The sequence below is a fragment of the Providencia lanzhouensis genome, assembly GCF_050469745.1.
GTDB classification, from domain to species: domain Bacteria; phylum Pseudomonadota; class Gammaproteobacteria; order Enterobacterales; family Enterobacteriaceae; genus Providencia; species Providencia lanzhouensis.
On record NZ_CP174123.1, the window covers coordinates 1,074,667 to 1,094,004 of the forward strand.

Annotated in this window: 10 protein-coding genes, 3 tRNA genes and 3 rRNA genes; 7 read left to right on the plus strand and 9 right to left on the minus strand. The window is 44.6% G+C overall.

All coding sequences use genetic code 11. The features are described from left to right. Positions 1 to 419 precede the first annotated feature (419 nt). The 6 genes from ACIH2S_RS04885 to ACIH2S_RS04910 all read left to right on the plus strand — a co-directional run bounded on the left by ACIH2S_RS04885 (position 420) and on the right by ACIH2S_RS04910 (position 5,805). Positions 420 to 1,959, plus strand: a 16S ribosomal RNA gene (locus ACIH2S_RS04885). Between the two features lie 65 nt (positions 1,960 to 2,024). Continuing rightward, positions 2,025 to 2,101, plus strand: a tRNA-Ile gene (locus tag ACIH2S_RS04890). A gap of 133 nt (positions 2,102 to 2,234) precedes the next feature. Then, positions 2,235 to 2,310, plus strand: a tRNA-Ala gene (locus ACIH2S_RS04895). A 201-nt stretch (positions 2,311 to 2,511) separates the two neighbouring features. Continuing rightward, positions 2,512 to 5,417, plus strand: a 23S ribosomal RNA gene (locus ACIH2S_RS04900). Between the two features lie 139 nt (positions 5,418 to 5,556). Then, positions 5,557 to 5,672 (plus strand): 5S ribosomal RNA (gene rrf / locus ACIH2S_RS04905). The 16S, 23S and 5S rRNA genes sit together here with 3 tRNA genes alongside, the layout of an rRNA operon. Before the next feature lie 56 nt (positions 5,673 to 5,728). Further along, positions 5,729 to 5,805, plus strand: a tRNA-Asp gene (locus ACIH2S_RS04910). A 159-nt stretch (positions 5,806 to 5,964) separates the two neighbouring features. Here ACIH2S_RS04910 and ACIH2S_RS04915 read toward each other — a convergent pair. The 4 genes from ACIH2S_RS04915 to ACIH2S_RS04930 all read right to left on the minus strand — a co-directional run bounded on the left by ACIH2S_RS04915 (position 5,965) and on the right by ACIH2S_RS04930 (position 11,509). Then, positions 5,965 to 6,309 carry a YfiM family lipoprotein gene (locus ACIH2S_RS04915; RefSeq protein ID WP_036947732.1) on the minus strand — a complete coding sequence of 115 codons (345 nt, stop codon included), beginning with the start codon at positions 6,307 to 6,309 and terminating at the stop codon, positions 5,965 to 5,967. An 88-nt stretch (positions 6,310 to 6,397) separates the two neighbouring features. After that, complete coding sequence (pssA, locus tag ACIH2S_RS04920) at positions 6,398 to 7,753, minus strand: CDP-diacylglycerol--serine O-phosphatidyltransferase (RefSeq protein WP_108479356.1); 1,356 nt, start codon at positions 7,751 to 7,753, stop codon at positions 6,398 to 6,400. A 159-nt stretch (positions 7,754 to 7,912) separates the two neighbouring features. Continuing rightward, the gene (locus ACIH2S_RS04925) at positions 7,913 to 10,558 is read right to left on the minus strand and encodes a bifunctional acetate--CoA ligase family protein/GNAT family N-acetyltransferase (RefSeq protein WP_036947727.1); all 2,646 of its coding nucleotides are present in this window, start codon (positions 10,556 to 10,558) and stop codon (positions 7,913 to 7,915) included. Positions 10,559 to 10,807: 249 nt separating this feature from the next. Next, on the minus strand, positions 10,808 to 11,509 hold the full coding sequence (locus tag ACIH2S_RS04930) for a tRNA-uridine aminocarboxypropyltransferase (protein WP_036947745.1): 702 nt from the start codon (positions 11,507 to 11,509) through the stop codon (positions 10,808 to 10,810). Positions 11,510 to 11,682: 173 nt separating this feature from the next. Between ACIH2S_RS04930 and ACIH2S_RS04935 the strand changes: the two genes are divergently transcribed. Next, positions 11,683 to 12,807 carry a tRNA/rRNA methyltransferase gene (locus ACIH2S_RS04935; RefSeq protein WP_430248200.1) on the plus strand — a complete coding sequence of 375 codons (1,125 nt, stop codon included), beginning with the start codon at positions 11,683 to 11,685 and terminating at the stop codon, positions 12,805 to 12,807. Between the two features lie 80 nt (positions 12,808 to 12,887). Here ACIH2S_RS04935 and emrB read toward each other — a convergent pair whose 3' ends face one another. The 5 genes from emrB to nrdF all read right to left on the minus strand — a co-directional run bounded on the left by emrB (position 12,888) and on the right by nrdF (position 19,325). After that, positions 12,888 to 14,387, minus strand: coding sequence for a multidrug efflux MFS transporter permease subunit EmrB (gene emrB, locus ACIH2S_RS04940; protein WP_051422531.1), 1,500 nt, complete (start codon positions 14,385 to 14,387; stop codon positions 12,888 to 12,890). A 57-nt stretch (positions 14,388 to 14,444) separates the two neighbouring features. Then, the gene (gene emrA / locus ACIH2S_RS04945; protein ID WP_036947721.1) at positions 14,445 to 15,623 is read right to left on the minus strand and encodes a multidrug efflux MFS transporter periplasmic adaptor subunit EmrA; all 1,179 of its coding nucleotides are present in this window, start codon (positions 15,621 to 15,623) and stop codon (positions 14,445 to 14,447) included. Between the two features lie 223 nt (positions 15,624 to 15,846). Further along, complete coding sequence (gene mprA / locus ACIH2S_RS04950; RefSeq protein ID WP_036947719.1) at positions 15,847 to 16,362, minus strand: transcriptional repressor MprA; 516 nt, start codon at positions 16,360 to 16,362, stop codon at positions 15,847 to 15,849. Positions 16,363 to 17,010: 648 nt separating this feature from the next. Beyond that, the gene (locus ACIH2S_RS04955; RefSeq protein WP_036947717.1) at positions 17,011 to 18,210 is read right to left on the minus strand and encodes an MFS transporter; all 1,200 of its coding nucleotides are present in this window, start codon (positions 18,208 to 18,210) and stop codon (positions 17,011 to 17,013) included. A gap of 143 nt (positions 18,211 to 18,353) precedes the next feature. After that, a complete protein-coding gene (gene nrdF, locus ACIH2S_RS04960; protein ID WP_108479358.1) occupies positions 18,354 to 19,325 on the minus strand; it encodes a class 1b ribonucleoside-diphosphate reductase subunit beta in 972 nt (323 codons plus the stop codon). Between the last annotated feature and the right edge of the window lie 13 nt (positions 19,326 to 19,338).

A 19,338-nucleotide genomic window follows, 5' to 3' on the forward strand; every position in this document is an offset into this window, starting at 1 on the left:
CAGTTGGAAATTATTTTGCAAAAAACACTTGCCAGATTTTTCTGACTCCCTATAATGCGCATCCACTGACCGGGAACAAGCCAACGCAAAGCGCGATGGACACTGAATCGGCAGCGAGAGAATCTGAAAAGATTAAGTAAAAAAATACTTGACTCTCAATGAGGAAAGCGTAATATACGCCACCTCGCGACAACGACCTAAGTTGATAAAAACTGAGTCGAATTTCTCAAGAAATGTCGCACCGCTCTTTAACAATTTATCAGACAATCTGTGTGGGTACTCACAGGACACTATCAAAAAATATTTGATTTTAAGTCTTGAAGAGTGACTAACACGTTAATTCATATATATGAACTAATAGGTAATTTGGTTTCTTCGGAAATCAAACGACAGTAACATTCTTTGAGCATCAAGCTTTTTAATTGAAGAGTTTGATCATGGCTCAGATTGAACGCTGGCGGCAGGCCTAACACATGCAAGTCGAGCGGTAACAGGGGAAGCTTGCTTCTCGCTGACGAGCGGCGGACGGGTGAGTAATGTATGGGGATCTGCCCGATAGAGGGGGATAACTACTGGAAACGGTAGCTAATACCGCATAATCTCTCAGGAGCAAAGCAGGGGAACTTCGGTCCTTGCGCTATCGGATGAACCCATATGGGATTAGCTAGTTGGTGAGGTAATGGCTCACCAAGGCGACGATCCCTAGCTGGTCTGAGAGGATGATCAGCCACACTGGGACTGAGACACGGCCCAGACTCCTACGGGAGGCAGCAGTGGGGAATATTGCACAATGGGCGCAAGCCTGATGCAGCCATGCCGCGTGTATGAAGAAGGCCTTAGGGTTGTAAAGTACTTTCAGTTGGGAGGAAGGCGTTGATGCTAATATCATCAGCGATTGACGTTACCAACAGAAGAAGCACCGGCTAACTCCGTGCCAGCAGCCGCGGTAATACGGAGGGTGCAAGCGTTAATCGGAATTACTGGGCGTAAAGCGCACGCAGGCGGTTGATTAAGTTAGATGTGAAATCCCCGGGCTTAACCTGGGAATGGCATCTAAGACTGGTCAGCTAGAGTCTTGTAGAGGGGGGTAGAATTCCATGTGTAGCGGTGAAATGCGTAGAGATGTGGAGGAATACCGGTGGCGAAGGCGGCCCCCTGGACAAAGACTGACGCTCAGGTGCGAAAGCGTGGGGAGCAAACAGGATTAGATACCCTGGTAGTCCACGCTGTAAACGATGTCGATTTGGAGGTTGTTCCCTAGAGGAGTGGCTTCCGGAGCTAACGCGTTAAATCGACCGCCTGGGGAGTACGGCCGCAAGGTTAAAACTCAAATGAATTGACGGGGGCCCGCACAAGCGGTGGAGCATGTGGTTTAATTCGATGCAACGCGAAGAACCTTACCTACTCTTGACATCCAGAGAATTTAGCAGAGATGCTTTAGTGCCTTCGGGAACTCTGAGACAGGTGCTGCATGGCTGTCGTCAGCTCGTGTTGTGAAATGTTGGGTTAAGTCCCGCAACGAGCGCAACCCTTATCCTTTGTTGCCAGCGATTCGGTCGGGAACTCAAAGGAGACTGCCGGTGATAAACCGGAGGAAGGTGGGGATGACGTCAAGTCATCATGGCCCTTACGAGTAGGGCTACACACGTGCTACAATGGCGTATACAAAGAGAAGCGACCTCGCGAGAGCAAGCGGAACTCATAAAGTACGTCGTAGTCCGGATTGGAGTCTGCAACTCGACTCCATGAAGTCGGAATCGCTAGTAATCGTAGATCAGAATGCTACGGTGAATACGTTCCCGGGCCTTGTACACACCGCCCGTCACACCATGGGAGTGGGTTGCAAAAGAAGTAGGTAGCTTAACCTTCGGGAGGGCGCTTACCACTTTGTGATTCATGACTGGGGTGAAGTCGTAACAAGGTAACCGTAGGGGAACCTGCGGTTGGATCACCTCCTTACCATTGAAGTGTTTTTGTGAAGTGCTCACACAGATTGTCTGATGAAATAGAGTAACGGTATCGATAGGCTTGTAGCTCAGGTGGTTAGAGCGCACCCCTGATAAGGGTGAGGTCGGTGGTTCAAGTCCACTCAGGCCTACCAAAATCGAATTGATGCTTCGTTATAACTCAGCTCGTTTACCAGACGTAAACGTCGCCAAGTTATGCCTTGCTTAAATTCGATTTAACTCAAAATTCTTTCTTAGTGAGAGAATCGATACTGGAATTACCTTTATGGGGCTATAGCTCAGCTGGGAGAGCGCCTGCCTTGCACGCAGGAGGTCAGCGGTTCGATCCCGCTTAGCTCCACCATAAACTTTCTGATTATTCAGAATAGATTAGAAATAGTCTATTGCGAATAATTATGCTCTTTAACAATCTGGAACAAGCTGAAAATTGAAAACAACGCACATTGTTTATCGCTTAAACAATGTGAGAGTCTCTCAAAAATCTCAACTTGAATGTGTTCAACTGGCCGTCGGGTCAGTTGGTAAAGACACCTTCGGGTTGTGAGGTTAAGCGACTAAGCGTACACGGTGGATGCCTAGGCAATCAGAGGCGATGAAGGACGTGCTAATCTGCGATAAGCGTCGGTAAGGTGATATGAACCGTTATAACCGACGATTTCCGAATGGGGAAACCCAGTGCAATTCGTTGCACTATCGTTTGATGAATACATAGTCAAACGAAGCGAACCGAGGGAACTGAAACATCTCAGTACCTCGAGGAAAAGAAATCAACCGAGATTCCCCTAGTAGCGGCGAGCGAACGGGGAGCAGCCCAGAGTCTTAATCAGCATTAGCATCAGGAGAACGGTCTGGAAAGGCCGGCAGTAAAGGGTGATAGCCCCGTATCCGAAGGTGTTGGTGTTGTGAACTCGACGAGTAGGGCGGGACACGTGTTATCCTGTCTGAATATGGGGGGACCATCCTCCAAGGCTAAATACTCCTGATTGACCGATAGTGAACCAGTACCGTGAGGGAAAGGCGAAAAGAACCCCGGCGAGGGGAGTGAAATAGAACCTGAAACCGTGTACGTACAAGCAGTGGGAGCACCTTTATGGTGTGACTGCGTACCTTTTGTATAATGGGTCAGCGACTTATATTCTGTAGCAAGGTTAACCGTATAGGGGAGCCGTAGGGAAACCGAGTCTTAACTGGGCGAATGAGTTGCAGGGTATAGACCCGAAACCCGGTGATCTAGCCATGGGCAGGTTGAAGGTTGGGTAACACTAACTGGAGGACCGAACCGACTAATGTTGAAAAATTAGCGGATGACTTGTGGCTGGGGGTGAAAGGCCAATCAAACCGGGAGATAGCTGGTTCTCCCCGAAAGCTATTTAGGTAGCGCCTCGTGAACTCATCTTCGGGGGTAGAGCACTGTTTCGACTAGGGGGTCATCCCGACTTACCAACTCGATGCAAACTACGAATACCGAAGAATGTTATCACGGGAGACACACGGCGGGTGCTAACGTTCGTCGTGAAGAGGGAAACAACCCAGACCGCCAGCTAAGGTCCCAAAGTCATAGTTAAGTGGGAAACGAAGTGGGAAGGCTCAGACAGCCAGGATGTTGGCTTAGAAGCAGCCATCATTTAAAGAAAGCGTAATAGCTCACTGGTCGAGTCGGCCTGCGCGGAAGATGTAACGGGGCTAAACTATGCACCGAAGCTGCGGCAGCGATATGTAAATATTGTTGGGTAGGGGAGCGTTCTGTAAGCCTGTGAAGGTGACCTGTGAGGGTTGCTGGAGGTATCAGAAGTGCGAATGCTGACATAAGTAACGATAATGCGGGTGAAAAACCCGCACGCCGGAAGACCAAGGGTTCCTGTCCAACGTTAATCGGGGCAGGGTGAGTCGACCCCTAAGGCGAGGCAGAAATGCGTAGTCGATGGGAAACGGGTTAATATTCCCGTACTGGTGATAATTGCGATGGGGGGACGGAGAAGGTTAGGCTGGCCGGGCGACGGTTGTCCCGGTTTAAGGATGTAGGCAGGTGAATTAGGCAAATCCGGTTCACTATATGCTGAGGTCTGATGACGAGTCACTACGGTGGCGAAGTAGCTCATACCCCGCTTCCAGGAAAAGCCTCTAAGCTCTAGATTATCATTAATCGTACCCCAAACCGACACAGGTGGTCAGGTAGAGAATACTCAGGCGCTTGAGAGAACTCGGGTGAAGGAACTAGGCAAAATGGTGCCGTAACTTCGGGAGAAGGCACGCTGGCATTAGGTGAAGTGATTTACTCATGGAGCTGAAGCCAGTCGCAGATACCAGCTGGCTGCAACTGTTTATTAAAAACACAGCACTGTGCAAACACGAAAGTGGACGTATACGGTGTGACGCCTGCCCGGTGCTGGAAGGTTAATTGATGGGGTTATCCGTAAGGAGAAGCTCTTGATCGAAGCCCCAGTAAACGGCGGCCGTAACTATAACGGTCCTAAGGTAGCGAAATTCCTTGTCGGGTAAGTTCCGACCTGCACGAATGGCGTAATGATGGCCAGGCTGTCTCCACCCGAGACTCAGTGAAATTGAACTCGCTGTGAAGATGCAGTGTACCCGCGGCAAGACGGAAAGACCCCGTGAACCTTTACTATAGCTTGACACTGAACATTGAGCCTTGATGTGTAGGATAGGTGGGAGGCTTTGAAGCGTGGACGCCAGTCTGCGTGGAGCCAACCTTGAAATACCACCCTTTAATGTTTGATGTTCTAACGTAGCCCCGTAATCCGGGGTGCGGACAGTGTCTGGTGGGTAGTTTGACTGGGGCGGTCTCCTCCCAAAGAGTAACGGAGGAGCACGAAGGTTGGCTAAGCATGGTCGGACATCATGCGGTTAGTGCAAAGGCATAAGCCAGCTTGACTGCGAGAGTGACGGCTCGAGCAGGTACGAAAGTAGGTCTTAGTGATCCGGTGGTTCTGTATGGAAGGGCCATCGCTCAACGGATAAAAGGTACTCCGGGGATAACAGGCTGATACCGCCCAAGAGTTCATATCGACGGCGGTGTTTGGCACCTCGATGTCGGCTCATCACATCCTGGGGCTGAAGTAGGTCCCAAGGGTACGGCTGTTCGCCGTTTAAAGTGGTACGCGAGCTGGGTTTAGAACGTCGTGAGACAGTTCGGTCCCTATCTGCCGTGGGCGTTGGAAGATTGAAAGGGGCTGCTCCTAGTACGAGAGGACCGGAGTGGACGCACCACTGGTGTTCGGGTTGTCATGCCAATGGCATTGCCCGGTAGCTAAGTGCGGAAGAGATAACCGCTGAAAGCATCTAAGCGGGAAACTTGCCTTGAGATGAGTCTTCCCTGACCCTTTAAGGGTCCTAAAGGAACGTTTAAGACTAAGACGTTGATAGGTTGGGTGTGTAAGCGTAGCGATACGTTGAGCTAACCAATACTAATGAACCGTGAGGCTTAACCTGACAACACCGAAGGTGTTTTCGGGATGAGAGATTAAGTTGATTTTCAAAGAAAGTGAGAAGCCGGAAGGTAGACACACAGCTTGTTCAGGATTGATATTCTGGTTTAAGAGAAAACTTAGACGGGAATAAACAGAATTTGTCTGGCGGCAATAGCGCGGTGGTCCCACCTGACCCCATGCCGAACTCAGTAGTGAAACGCCGTAGCGCCGATGGTAGTGTGGGGTCTCCCCATGTGAGAGTAGGGAACTGCCAGACATTAAATTAAAGCTTATTGCGAAGCAATAAGTTGCTGAAAGGCAAAAAGAATAAGTGGAGCGGTAGTTCAGTTGGTTAGAATACCTGCCTGTCACGCAGGGGGTCGCGGGTTCGAGTCCCGTCCGTTCCGCCACTTATAGCAAGCCCTGTGATGAAAATCACGGGGTTTTTGTTTTTCTACGATACATGTAATACAGCAATTTCTAACTATATTTTCTCCCTGTCGTCACACAGCTCACTCTGCTATAGTGATCCCTTCTAGATTTTTTTGTTTATTATGAGCGAGCAAATATTACTTAAAGTTTTGATATAGAGTATAACCTGCCACTGAACCCGCTACATCATAAGCAAAATCATGCCAACTCCAGCCAGTACCTGCTGGTCGGCTATCATAAAGTTCTTTCGCTGCACCTAGCGAAATCGAAAATAACATACCGAATTGTGCTGCTTGCCGATGTTGCATGTTCTGCCTATCCGCATACGCATTACCAGCAGCAGCCATTGCAGCAGAAAAGGCAAAGTGCTGCGCCTTATCTTTTCCCTGCCAATTATCATTTGACCAATGGAAGCCTGAACAGCCAGTCATGACTATTAAGGAGCAACTTAAAGCTAATGTTTTATAAGAGAGATTTGGCATATATCTTGGCCCTCTACAGCAACTGATAAGTTAGAGTTCGCTAGATAATAAAAAGCGCCACATGAGCGGCGCTTTAGAGAGTCAATTATTAAAGTATTCGACTAATGAGTCGATCAACTCGGATACGTCGTAATCGACGGATCAGTTTTTTCACTTTAACAGGGTAGGTTTGAATGCTATCCAGCTCGCGATAATGATGAACAACTTTAGTATGGACTCGGATGCAATCAAGCTCGTGTTGGCGTTGTTCTTGGAGCTGTTGTTTTGGATCGTGGATTAATACCGCATTTTCCAAATCTAATCCCCAAGCCCGTGGATTCAGGTTATTACCTGTAATCAGCTGCCACTGATTATCAACCCACATTCCTTTCAGGTGATAGGTGTTGTCACCATCTTTCCATAAACGAACTGTCAGTTGTTCACTATCAATAAAACGTTGCAAACGGCTAACAAACTTACGTAAGTTTATTTCATAGAGATAAGGCAAAGCACCGATGATTTTAAAAGGCTCTTCAGGTGGAATATAGAAGTCGTTAGCGGTTTTATCACCAATAATGATTTCAACTTTCTTTCCATCACGCAGTAACTTACTGATAATTCTAACCAAAACAGCAGGTAAATTAAAATATGGTGTACAGATAGTTAGCTTTTCAGCGGTTGAGCTCATTAAATGGGTGATAGTACGATTTAACTCGTTTTTTTTACCTAGGCCAACAAATGGAGTAACGGCGAGTTCATCATTAGATGCATTACCTGCAAATTGGTAATTAACGCCTCTTAATGACAAACGAAATTGCTTGATTAACCCTTTAAATTCCGCTGTTTTTGGTCTGCTAGGCGTATTGAGTAGATGAATAGCATCCGATGATAAAAGAGAATCATCAATGAATTTTTTCATCGTTGCAGTGAGCTGACTATTTTTGATGAGATGATATCTATCGTAGCGGTATTTTTCATGACGATGCAGGTAGACATCATTGATGCTAGCCCCGCTATATAGAAGCGTATCATCAAATAAGAAACCTTTTAAATGCAGTACTCCTAATGCTTCACGCGTGTTTACGGGGATCCCGAAAACAGGGATCTCAACATCAGGGTATTGCTGAGAAACTTCATAATACCAATCGGCATTAGTCAGATTAGCAGCAGCGCCAATTCGACCGCGCTGAGCTCGGTGCCAATCAACTAGAATTTTAATATCTAGATTAGGATTTGCTTGTTTAGCGGCATACAGAGCATGAAGGATGTCTTTACCCGCATCATCTTTTTCTAAATACAGCGCCGTAATGTAGACTGTATTTTTAGCTTGCGAGATCTGTTCAAGCAGAGCACCACGAAAATCTTCCGTCTTATAGAGCGTTTTAACATCATCAACCGACTGAGACAATTTAGGCATGCTTGCCAAGTGTTGTTGATGTTTTGCTTGTTTTAGTTTTGACAACATCACAGTGTGAATTTTCTCTTGTTAGTCTAATAGCAAATCGCTTTATACAAATATTTAAGCGAATGATCTGTCGATGATATCATATTTACACCATTCATTAGGAATAAATTGACCATTGGTTTACTTACTATACAGATTACGGTTTATTCCTAACGCTAATTATAGATGCAGGGTGAGATTTACGACACCATCCTCAAATTGAACATCAATTTGGAATCCTAATTTTTTTGCTAAGCTGATCATATTACGATTCTCTGGCATGGTGATCGCTGTCAGCTTCTTAATGCCATGTCCGCGGGTGTAGTTAAGCAGTTTTTGCATTAATTGATAACCGAGCGTTTGCCCTTTCATATCTGAACGAACTAAAACGGCAAACTCAGCTTCTTGGTTATCAGGATCTGCCATTGCGCGAGTTACGCCGATAATTTCAGGTTGTGTATCACTATTTTTAACAGCAACAAACGCCATTTCTCGGTCGTAATCGATTTGTGTCATATTCGCGAGATCATCATGAGTGAATTCACTGATTTCACTGAAATAACGGTAATAAAGGTCTTCTTTAGTGACTTGCTCAATAAAGGATTTTAAGAGTGGTTCGTCTTCAGGAAGAATCGGTCTTAGCAAGCAAGTTAGGTCATCTTTTAGGTTAATGGTCTCTTCAAGCTCATTAGGATAAGGACGGATGGCAAGCCGAGTATCTGGAATGTTACTTGCTGAGTTCAATGTCATTGAAACATCAAGTAATGTGAATTCATCACCAGCCGCAAGTAGTGGATGTATATCTAATCGGCTGATGTTAGGGCAATCAATGATTAAGTTAGAGACACGAACTAATAAGCTGGCTAGCCCCGGAATATCTAATGGTTCTAGAGCACTACGGGCTTTAATTTTATGTCCTTTGATTGCATTAATGACCAAGTAACGAGCTAGCGCTAAGTTTAGTGGCGGAAGAGCTACGGCAGCCTGACTCTCTTGTTGCCACTCTATGCCCCCTTCGCCAAGCATGATTAATAAACCAAAAACAGGATCAAGCTCAACAGCGATTCGTAGCTCTTGAGCTCCTGCGCGATTCGCCATGCTTTGTACTAATAAGCCCTCAATTCGAGCTTGTGGGTAGTTGGTCGAGACTCGTTCAATGATGGCATTGGCAGCTTCAGAGACTTCTTTGGCATTCCTTAAATAGAGCATAACGCCCTGAACTTCTGATTTATGCACAATGTCAGGAGAACGTAATTTTAGTGCAACGGGATAGCCAATCTTTTCTGCGATTTCAACGGCCTGTTCGCTGGAATGAGCAATCCATGTCGGTAAGCTGTTTAAGCCATAAGCTTTTAAGATTGGTTGAACTTCATGGGTATCTAAATGCAGCTTGTTATTTTCAATGGCTTGCATGATACAGGTATGTGCTTGCTGAGTATTTGCGGTTATCCCGACAGGCAGCGCAGGGGTTTCTTTTAATTGTTTTTGGTTACGGCGATATTCCACCATATGCATATAGGCGGTGATTGCACCTTCTGGCGTTCGGTAAGTTGGGATCCCAGCTTCGCTGAAGAGCCTTCTTGCCTCTTGAGAAGAATATTCCCCGCACCAGTTTGTGAGGATAGTTAACCATTTACCCCGAGGATGTTGTTTAATGGTTTTGATCACTTTTTCTGCCATAGATTTACTTTGTGTAATGGCACTTGGTGTATGGATCAAAAGCAACGCATCATGATCGTGGCTATCGAGCATTTTGTTTAATACGTTGAGATACCTATCCACAGTGGCATCGTCGCCGAGGTCAATCGGGTTTTGGGTAGATAAATCTAATGGTAATAGAGAACTTAATTCGTTTTCAGTTTCTACACTGAGTTTTGCAAGTTTTCCATTACGTAGAAGTAGTTCATCGAGTGCCATTGCGGCAGGTGCTGAGCCGTTGCTCATAATCGATAAACGTTCTCCTCGTAGCGGAGTCATATAACTTAGTGTTTCTACCGCAGAAAACATTTCGTGGGTATCTTGGACTCGCAGTAAACCAGCCCGTTGAATCGCAGCATCATAAGCGGCATCTAAACTTGGTTTTTCACCGAGAAGCTCTTGCGCTTTGCGTGTTCGCCCGCTTTTGATAACGAGGATCGGTTTGTTACGGGATGCACTACGAGAAGATGATAAAAAGCGTCTAGCATCACTAATGTTTTCTAAATAAAGCAAGATAGCGCTGGTTTTGCTATCTCGAGCAAGATAGTCCAGTAGGTCATCAATATCGATATCAATGCTATCGCCAAGGGCAATAAAATAGGAAAAACCGATATCGCGATGGCGCGCCCAATCTAAGACTGTATTTGAGACTGCGGCAGATTGTGAAATAAATGCTAGTTTACCTTTCAAAATAGGGATTGGGGAAAAGCTGGCATTTAGCCCTTGCCATGGTGCAAAGAAGCCTAAGCTATTCGGACCTAATAAACGAATTTGGTATTGCTGAGCCACCTTTTTCAGTTCATTAAATTGAATAGAAGGGGACGATAAGATAATGACGACATTACAACCTGCCTCACCAAGCTGGCGGAGACATTCAACATTGCGAGAATAGTGAGTGCAGATCACTGCAAGATCAGGCTTGAGTGGGAGTTTATCAATTGAGGGATAAGCAAGGACGCCAAGAATGGAGTTCCTGTTCGGGTTAACGGGCAGAATAGGGCCTTTGAAACCACTGCTGAGTAAGTTTTTCATCATCACAGATCCTGCTCGGCTAGGATCTTCTGAAGCGCCCACGACAACGATAGATTTTGGTCTAAACAATGACTCTAGCTGACTCACTAACCCCATGGCGGTAAACCTTTTTGTGGTGAGCGAAAACCCGCTCAATTGATTTTGAGTTCGTAAGCAACGCTATACGATACGTTGCTGGAATACCATGTCGTATATTGTGCCGTATATTGTGGGAAGCGCCAGTTTATCGAGGGAATTTTATTGAATATTACAAGCACCTTCACGTTTTGCTGTGAAGGTGATTTTCAAAATAGAAATTGCTGGAAAGCGAGGCATATAAATAACGTAAAAAATGCCTATAAGGAGTTATTCTTGGGGCTGAGACAAAAGCATTTGAGCGGTTGGATGATGCGGTTTCCCCTCTAAGTATTTACGGCGAAACAGATTGAAATGCGTGAATAACGCTTGGGATGCATCAATATCGCCAGCTTGTTCTAGCACGGTAGCAGCGACTTCAGCAGTGCAGTGTTGCTCTTCCCGCGATGGTGTACGCAGCAGGTAGTCGGTTCTCGCTTTCGTATTGATAGACAACATTGGAATTTGATCCAAATAAGGGCTTTTGCGGAACATCTTACGCGCTTCTGGCCAAGTACCATCTAACAGAATAAACAATGCAGGTTTGTCAGAAAGTGTCGGTTCATTGACGACAATGCGATCCGTTTGCGCGTAGCTTTCTGGGAAAATCAGATAAGGCTGTCTACTCTTATCTTGCAGAGCGGCTAACAGCTGGTTGTTAGGATCTGTTCTTGACCATTGATATGCCTGAGTATCAGGAAGCACATCGGCAATGAGTTTTCCGGTGTTGCTGGGTTTAAAGACTTCACCATCAAACATAATCAGACAAAATTGGCTTTTTGCTTGTGCAGAAACCGTTTCTTCACAGAGACACTGTGGCACGGGGAGTAAGCAATATTGACACCGTTTCACCCGGCAACCCCTTGCTTTAAAAGGTTTTGTAGAAAGGGCTAAGCGTTGTTGACGCAGGTGATAGACAGCGTTCTGACTCATGGTTGATGGGGCACTTTTCGTTGTGACAAAAATAAGGGGCATATTGTACGCAAAACGATTTGTCTACGATAGAAGTATATTCAATAACTTTTCGGTGAGATAATAGCGCGGATCGGTAGCGTAGCTTTGCAACTTCATGTAATCTTCGCGCCATAGCTTAGTAGGGGATAGCGATGAACGACACGAATGATTTTAGTGGTAAAAACGGCAAAGTAAAAGTGATGTATGTCCGTAGCGAAGAGCAGGACAACAATAAAGGTAATGATAAACGCCGTGGCGGTCGTGATGATAAGCGCGATGATAGACGCGGTGATAAGCGTTCAGGTGGGCGTAACGACCGCAATGATCGCAACGACCGTTCTGGTCGCTCTGGTCGTCCAGAAGGTGGTCGCTCAGAACGCCGTTCTGACAATGACAGACGCTCAAGTAATCGCGATAGCGCACCACGTGGAGAGCAGTCTCCATGGCGTACAGTTTCAAAACCAGGCAGTGATGAATTAGAAAACGACCACGGTGGTATTTCAGGAAAAAGCCAAATTGATCCTGAGCAGTTACGTAAACAGCGCCAAGAAGAGACACGTATTTACGGCGAAAATGCTTGCCAAGCGATGTTTAAAAACCGTCCAGATGGCATTGTCCGTGCGTGGTTCTTGCAGTCAGTCACCCCACGTTTTCGTGATGCATTAAAATGGATGGCAGCAAACCGCAAAGCGTACCATGTTGTTGATGAAGAAGAGTTAACAAAAGCGTCTGGTACTGAGCACCACGGCGGTGTGTGCTTTATCATCAAAAAACGCGGTGGTATGGCAGCAGAAAACTACTTAGAAAATGCGGTCGATACCGATTGTGTTTTAGCGCTGGAAGATGTTGGTAACCCGCATAACCTTGGTGGCATCATGCGTAGCTGCGCTCACTTTGGTGTGAAAGGTGTGATTTTACAAGATGCAGGAATGCTGGAATCAGGTGCGGCAATTCGTACCGCTGAAGGCGGCGCGGAGCATATTAAAGCCATTGATGCGGATGGTTTCACCCCAACACTGAATAAATTCCGTGAAGCGGGCTATACCATCGTCACGACATCAAGCCATAAAGGTAGTCAGGACATTGCTAAGGTTCAATTACCGAAGAAAATGGTGTTGGTGTTAGGTCAAGAGAGTGATGGTTTAAGTGACAGCACATGGGATCAGGGTGATATGAGCCTGTACATTGGCGGAACAGGTAAAGTTGAAAGCCTGAACGTCTCTGTAGCAACAGGGATTATGCTTTCTCAGTGGTGGTCACAAAATAAAGTTAAGTAATGACTTACTGACTTGAGCTATCCTAAAAAAACCATACACAAAAATGTGTATGGTTTTTTTTCATTTGGATTACATACCGGCTAGTGAGCTCCGCCACCATCTTTTGAACCAGCACCGAATGGTGGTTTGGCAAACCATACAATCACCATTAACAGAATAAACACGCCAGCGGACATCCAGAAAATTTCATTAGCAGAAATAATTAGCCCTTGCTCAGTAATTGAACGCGCAATATATGCAGCACTTTGCTGCTCATTCATTCCTATTTGCGCCAACTCACTGTACATATGTTGAGCATTTGGATTATACGGGTTAACAAACTCTGTCAAATTTTCATGGTGCATTGCTTCACGCTGTGTCCACAACGTGGTGGTGATGGAGGTACCAATTGCACCCGCTAAGGTTCGCGTGAAGTTAGATAAGCTGGACGCTGATGCCATTCTTTCTGGTGGTAAACCTGATAATGTAATGGTCGTGAGTGGCATAAAGAAGCAGGCTATCGCTAAACCTTGAACGAACTGAGGCCATGCTGCTGCGGCAAATCCCATACCAGGCTCAAAGGTGTAAGCTCGCCAGTAATAGCAGACGGCATACATAATAAAACTGAATGTCACTAAATAACGCATATCAATACGGTTACCAAAGCGACCAATAATCGGCGTGATCAGCAGCGGCAAGAGACCGACGGGTGCGGAGGCTAACCCCGCCCAAGTTGCGGTATAGCCGTACACTTCTTGCAGCAACTGAGGCAATAGGACAATGGTACCGAAATAGAGCATATACGCCAAACTGAGCGCCAAACAACCGATAGTAAAATTACGCTCTTTAAAGAGGGAAAGGTCGATGACGGGATGCTCATCAGTCAGTTCCCAAACAATTAAGAAGGCTATCGCGACAACGGCGATAACGGTCAGAACGATGATCTCCGTAGAGTTAAACCAATCGAGCTCTTTCCCTTGGTCGAGCATAATCTGCAATGCACCAATCCCGACAACCAGTAAGACAAGCCCGACGGTATCAATTGGCTTGATCGCGATTTGAGTTTCACGTCCTTTAAGCGTTCGCATAATGGCAAAAATAATCGCGATACTAAAAGGAACGTTGATAAAGAAAATCCAGCCCCAGTGGTAGTTGTCACTAATATAGCCACCAAGAATAGGCCCACAAATCGGCGCAACCACAATGGTCATTGACCACAGTGCAAGAGCCATACTACGTTTGGCTGGTGGATAGTTATTGAGTAAGAGACTCTGAGACAAAGGAATGAGTGGACCTGCAACCAAACCTTGTAGGACGCGGAATAAAATCAGCATTTCTAAGCTGTTGGAGATCCCACACAACCATGAGGTAAGGGCGAAAAGCCCGGTAGACCATAAAAAGAGGCGAACTTCACCAATACGACGAGCTAACCAGCCAGTGATCGGAATAGAGATAGCATTCGCTACCCCAAACGATGTGATCACCCATGTGCCTTGTGAGTTAGATGCACCCAAGTTACCCGCAATTGTGGGGATAGCGACGTTAGCAATGGTCGAATCCAAAACTTGCATGAAAGTCGCCAAAGATAACGCAATGGTCATCCAAGCCAGTTTTGAGCCTGTTAACGGTGCATTTGTCACGTTAATGTCTCCGTTTACTTATTTGCCAGAGTTATTTTGAATAATCTCAGCAACAATTTTGTCAGCAGGAGACATATCAACCGCTAAAGCCGTTGTGTGATAAGCGGGCGTATCGCGCAGACCTTTGGATAACACTTTGCCGTCTTTATTGGCAGTATCCACTTCGACTTCGGTTGAGAGCCCAATACGTAGAGGGTATTCATCAAGTTGGGACTCATCGAGGGCGATACGTACTGGAAGGCGTTGAACCACTTTGATCCAGTTGCCGCTCGCGTTTTGAGCGGGTAATAATGAGAAAGCGCTTCCTGTCCCCATATCAAGCCCGACCACGGTGCCGTTGAATACCACATTTTTGCCATAGAAATCGGTAGTTACTTTGGCAGGTTGGCCAATGCGCATACTCGCTAATTGTGTCTCTTTAAAGTTGGCATCAATCCACATTCCGCTAGATGGCACAATTGCCATTAATGGGGTATTTGGCGTGATTTGTGAACCGACTTGCACACTACGGCGGGAAACATAACCGTCCACTGGGCTGACAATTTTGGTGCGTTGCAGGGCAAGCCATGCATTTCGCACTTGCGTTGCAGCTTGTTCAACAAGCGGCTGCTTTTCTAAAGCGGTATTGAGCACGATGGCTTGGTTGGCGTTGTACTGTTCAATCGCCACATCAAGCGCACCTTTCGCACTGATGACAGCTTCTCTCGCATGTTGAAGCTCTTCTTTACCGATTAAATTGCTGCTACCCAAGACTTCGCGGCGTTTTAAATCATTTTGTAAACGGGATAATTCAGAGCGTTTAACATCAATATTTGCTTGAAATTGGCGGCTATTGATAATGTGCTGTTGGGATTGTCGAACGCTGTTAGCAAGTTCAGTTTTGGCTTTTTCAAGAGCGAGTTCGGCATCTCTAGGATCTAACTCCACCAGTACCGTTCCACTTTTCACAAAATCGGTGTTATCGACATTGACTGTCATGACGCTACCGGATATTTGCGCTTGGATTTGAACTTGATTTCCAGCAACGTAAGCGTTGTCTGTTGATTCGTAATGGCGTAAGACGAGATACCAGTATGCAGTCCAACCGATGCCTATCGCGATAAAAATAACGGTTAGGAACATTAGTGCATTTCTGCGCTGTCTTTTTTTGTTTAATGGCGGCGTTTGCGTTTCAGGCAGATCCTCGCGTGCGCTCATACTGGTGGTTCCCCATATTCAATGGATAAAAATAACGACTGTTTCCAGCAGTTAGTGTTAACTACTGGAAACTAAGACGACAAATGATTTCGTTGCTCGATGGGATATCGCAATATATAACTGAAAGGATAATGAAATATATGTGAGTGAAAAGTTTTTTTTTCAGTTTAAGCCACAGAATGCCTCAAAAACATTAACCATGAAATATCTGTGGTCAATATTATCACTCTTTTATGCTATCGAGTTTTGCTAATAATTTGCGCATCAGCTTGTCGAGCAGTTGTTTTTCATCAGTATCCAATGAAGACCAAATATCGATCAATGCCTTATGCTGCGGCGGTAATAATCCACTGAGAAACTCAGAGCCTTTTTCCGTTAAGTGCAAATGCAGGCAGCGACGGTCGTTATGGCTTTCTTTACGCTCAATCCAACCATTTTTTTCTAATTCATCGGCGATACGTGTTGCGTTAGTCCGTGAAGAACCTAATGCTGCACTGAGTTCAGATGGCTGAATGCTATGAGAATCTTTAGTATCAAGGATCATGAGCGCCATAAATAGCGTTTCATTGACACCTTGAGCTCTTAGCATGTTATTACGTGATTCCAACAGTTTTCCATGAACGTGCATGCACAAGCGCGTCAATAAAATTTCTTGGTAAGGGATAGTATTTTCTTGTGAAGTTTGTTGCGCGACGCGAGCGTTAAGTAATTCTTCTGTCGGTGTAAATGAACTTTCCATTATTTTGATACCTTATTAGTTTCAGTTGGTAAGATTTCAACTGTAATCAACCATGTGAATGGTATATTAAAAGATAGAATTAGCAATTATACTTAATTAATTTCATCCATTTTATTTTGACAATGATACATCATTCATAAATTTTATGAATGTGTTTTAACGCATTTAGTATAGTTCAATTAACAATCACTGCTTTCTTACTATCATGTAGGTAAATAGATGAAAATATAATTGCGTTTTATACGACAAATAAAATCATATAAAACAATATATAATCACATCGCATTAACTCAATACCATTTTTTTTATTACTCAATAATTACAAGATAGAAGGATCTTTCTGTTTTTCGAGGTAAATACCCTAAAAAGGCACCTAGGGTATTGAGTAATACCGAATTAATATTTTGTGGGTAAGAAGTATACCATTTGATAAAGATATACTTTTTGCTTAACTGTGTCACTTATTAACTTTTTCTAGGTAAATTATACCTTGAACCAATTATTTATCATTGTTAGCTATTTAACATGATGATTATTATCATAGAGATATAATAATAGGCTAAATAATGGGCATATGAATAATAGATCAGATATTAAATCTATAGCAGCCAAATAAATGACTGCTATAGATATAAATGAATGAAGGGATTACTGTTCAGAGGTAATAATTGGATCGAATCGAGCACCAATTGCCCAAATGATTAAACTGATACCTGTGATAACAACGCCTGAAATTGCTACGCCCATCCAACCTGCATGTTCATAGGCATAACCTGAAAGTAATGAACCTAGTGCTCCGCCAATAAAATAACTGGTCATATAGCCGGCAGTTAAGCGATTTCGTGCTTCAGGCATAATACGATAAAGTGTGCTTTGGTTAGTCACATGAACACCTTGGATGGCAAGATCAAGCACTAAGATGCCAATAATAAAAGCGATTAGTGAATATTTTGCCAGACCAATTGGGATCCATGAGAGCAATAATAGAATTAACCCAAGGGTAGTGACTAATTTGCCTTTACCTTTATCCACTAAGCGCCCTGCTTGGGTTGCCATTAATGCACCTGCTGCACCAACCAAACCAAATAACCCGATAGTACCCTCAGAATAATTAAAAGGCGGGCTGGCTAATAAGAATGCCATCGCAGTCCATAATAGCGCAAAGTTCGCGAAAGTGAGGGCGCCAAGCAGTGCGCGAGTTGCTAAGACTGGCGTAGTAAAAAACAGACGTCCGATAGAGCCAATGAGTTGAAAATAGTTAAGATCCGTTTTTTGGTGATAACGCGGTAATTTAAGCGCCAAAATTAGGATCAGGAACATCATTAATCCAAAGGCAACCCAGTAAATAGCTCGCCAACCGCCTATCATTGCCACGCCACCGGAGATAGTTCGAGCGAGTAAGATCCCAAGAAGTAACCCACTCATAATAGTGCCCACTGCTTTGCCCCGTTGATGAGGCTTTGCAATAGAAGCTGCCATAGGAACAAGAACTTGGGCGACAACGGAGAATAGCCCTGTGAGAGCGGTACCGAGAAGAATTTGCCAAATATTATCAGAAAGCGCGGTGATTAATAAACCACTGGCTGACAATGTGGTCATCACGATGATCAATTTTTTACGTTCAAAAAGATCACCAAGAGGAACAAGGAAGAGTAATCCAACGGCGTAACCTAATTGTGCGGCGGTCACAATAAAGCCCGCCATGTTGGTTGTTAGGTTGAATTGGAGTGCGATAGTGTCTAGCAGGGGCTGTGCGTAATAATTACTGGCAACGACCAGCCCAGTGGCGATGGCCATTAAGAGCGTTAAGCCCGTAGTCAGTTCCGCTTGTGGTGTTTTCATGCTCATTATGCTTCGGATATGAATGTTATTTTATGATCTGTGGGTAGGCATCAAGCCTATCCCACTATGACCGTTTATAGTATTAATGATTTAAGTGATTTTATTATTTTTTTCAAAAGATTGATGCGAGATATTTTTGTTGATGTTATTCAAAAAAGCCAATCATCATCTTCAGTACTGACTGCTTTACCAATCACATAGGATGAACCTGAACCTGAGAAAAAATCATGATTTTCGTTGGCATCAGGCGAGAGCGCCGATAAAATCTCTGGGCTAACTTGGGTTATTGAGTCAGGGAAAAGTGCTTCATAGCCCAAATTCATCAAGGCTTTATTCGCATTATAGTGAAGGAAGCTTTTCACATCTTCACTCCAGCCAACGCTATCATACAGCTCTTGGGTGTACTTGATTTCATTTTCATATAAATCAAACAAGAGCGAAAAAGTGAAATCCTTAATTTTATTGCGTTCTTGTTCAGAATAATGGACAAGGGCTTTTTGAAATTTATAGCCAATATAGTAGCCATGAATCGCTTCATCACGGATGATCAGACGAATTAAATCGGCGGTATTGGTAAGTTTTCCTCGGCTTGACCAATACATTGGTAAGTAAAAACCTGAGTAAAACAAAAATGATTCTAAAAAGACGCTGGCGACTTTTTTCTTCAGTGGATGTTCATCACAGTAGTAAGACAAAATAATTTTGGCTTTATTTTGCAATGCACTGTTTTCTTCACTCCAACGATAGGCTTCATCAACATCGACAGTGGAACACAGTGTTGAAAAAATCGAGCTGTAAGAGCGTGCATGCACCGCTTCCATAAAGCTGATATTGGAGAGAACCGCTTCTTCGTGAGGCGTTTGAGCATCTCCCATCAAACACGGTGCGCCAACGGTATTTTGGATGGTATCTAACAAGGTTAATCCCGTAAAAACGCGGATAGTGAGTTGCTGTTCGGCAGATGTCAGTGTATTCCAAGAAACCGTGTCGTTGGACAGTGGAATTTTTTCAGGAAGCCAAAAATTACTGGTCAATCGGTTCCACACTTCGAGATCTTTATCATCCTGGATGCGGTTCCAGTTTATTGCTTGAACAGGGCGATTGAGCGTGCTGGTGGTCATTATCTTTTTCCTT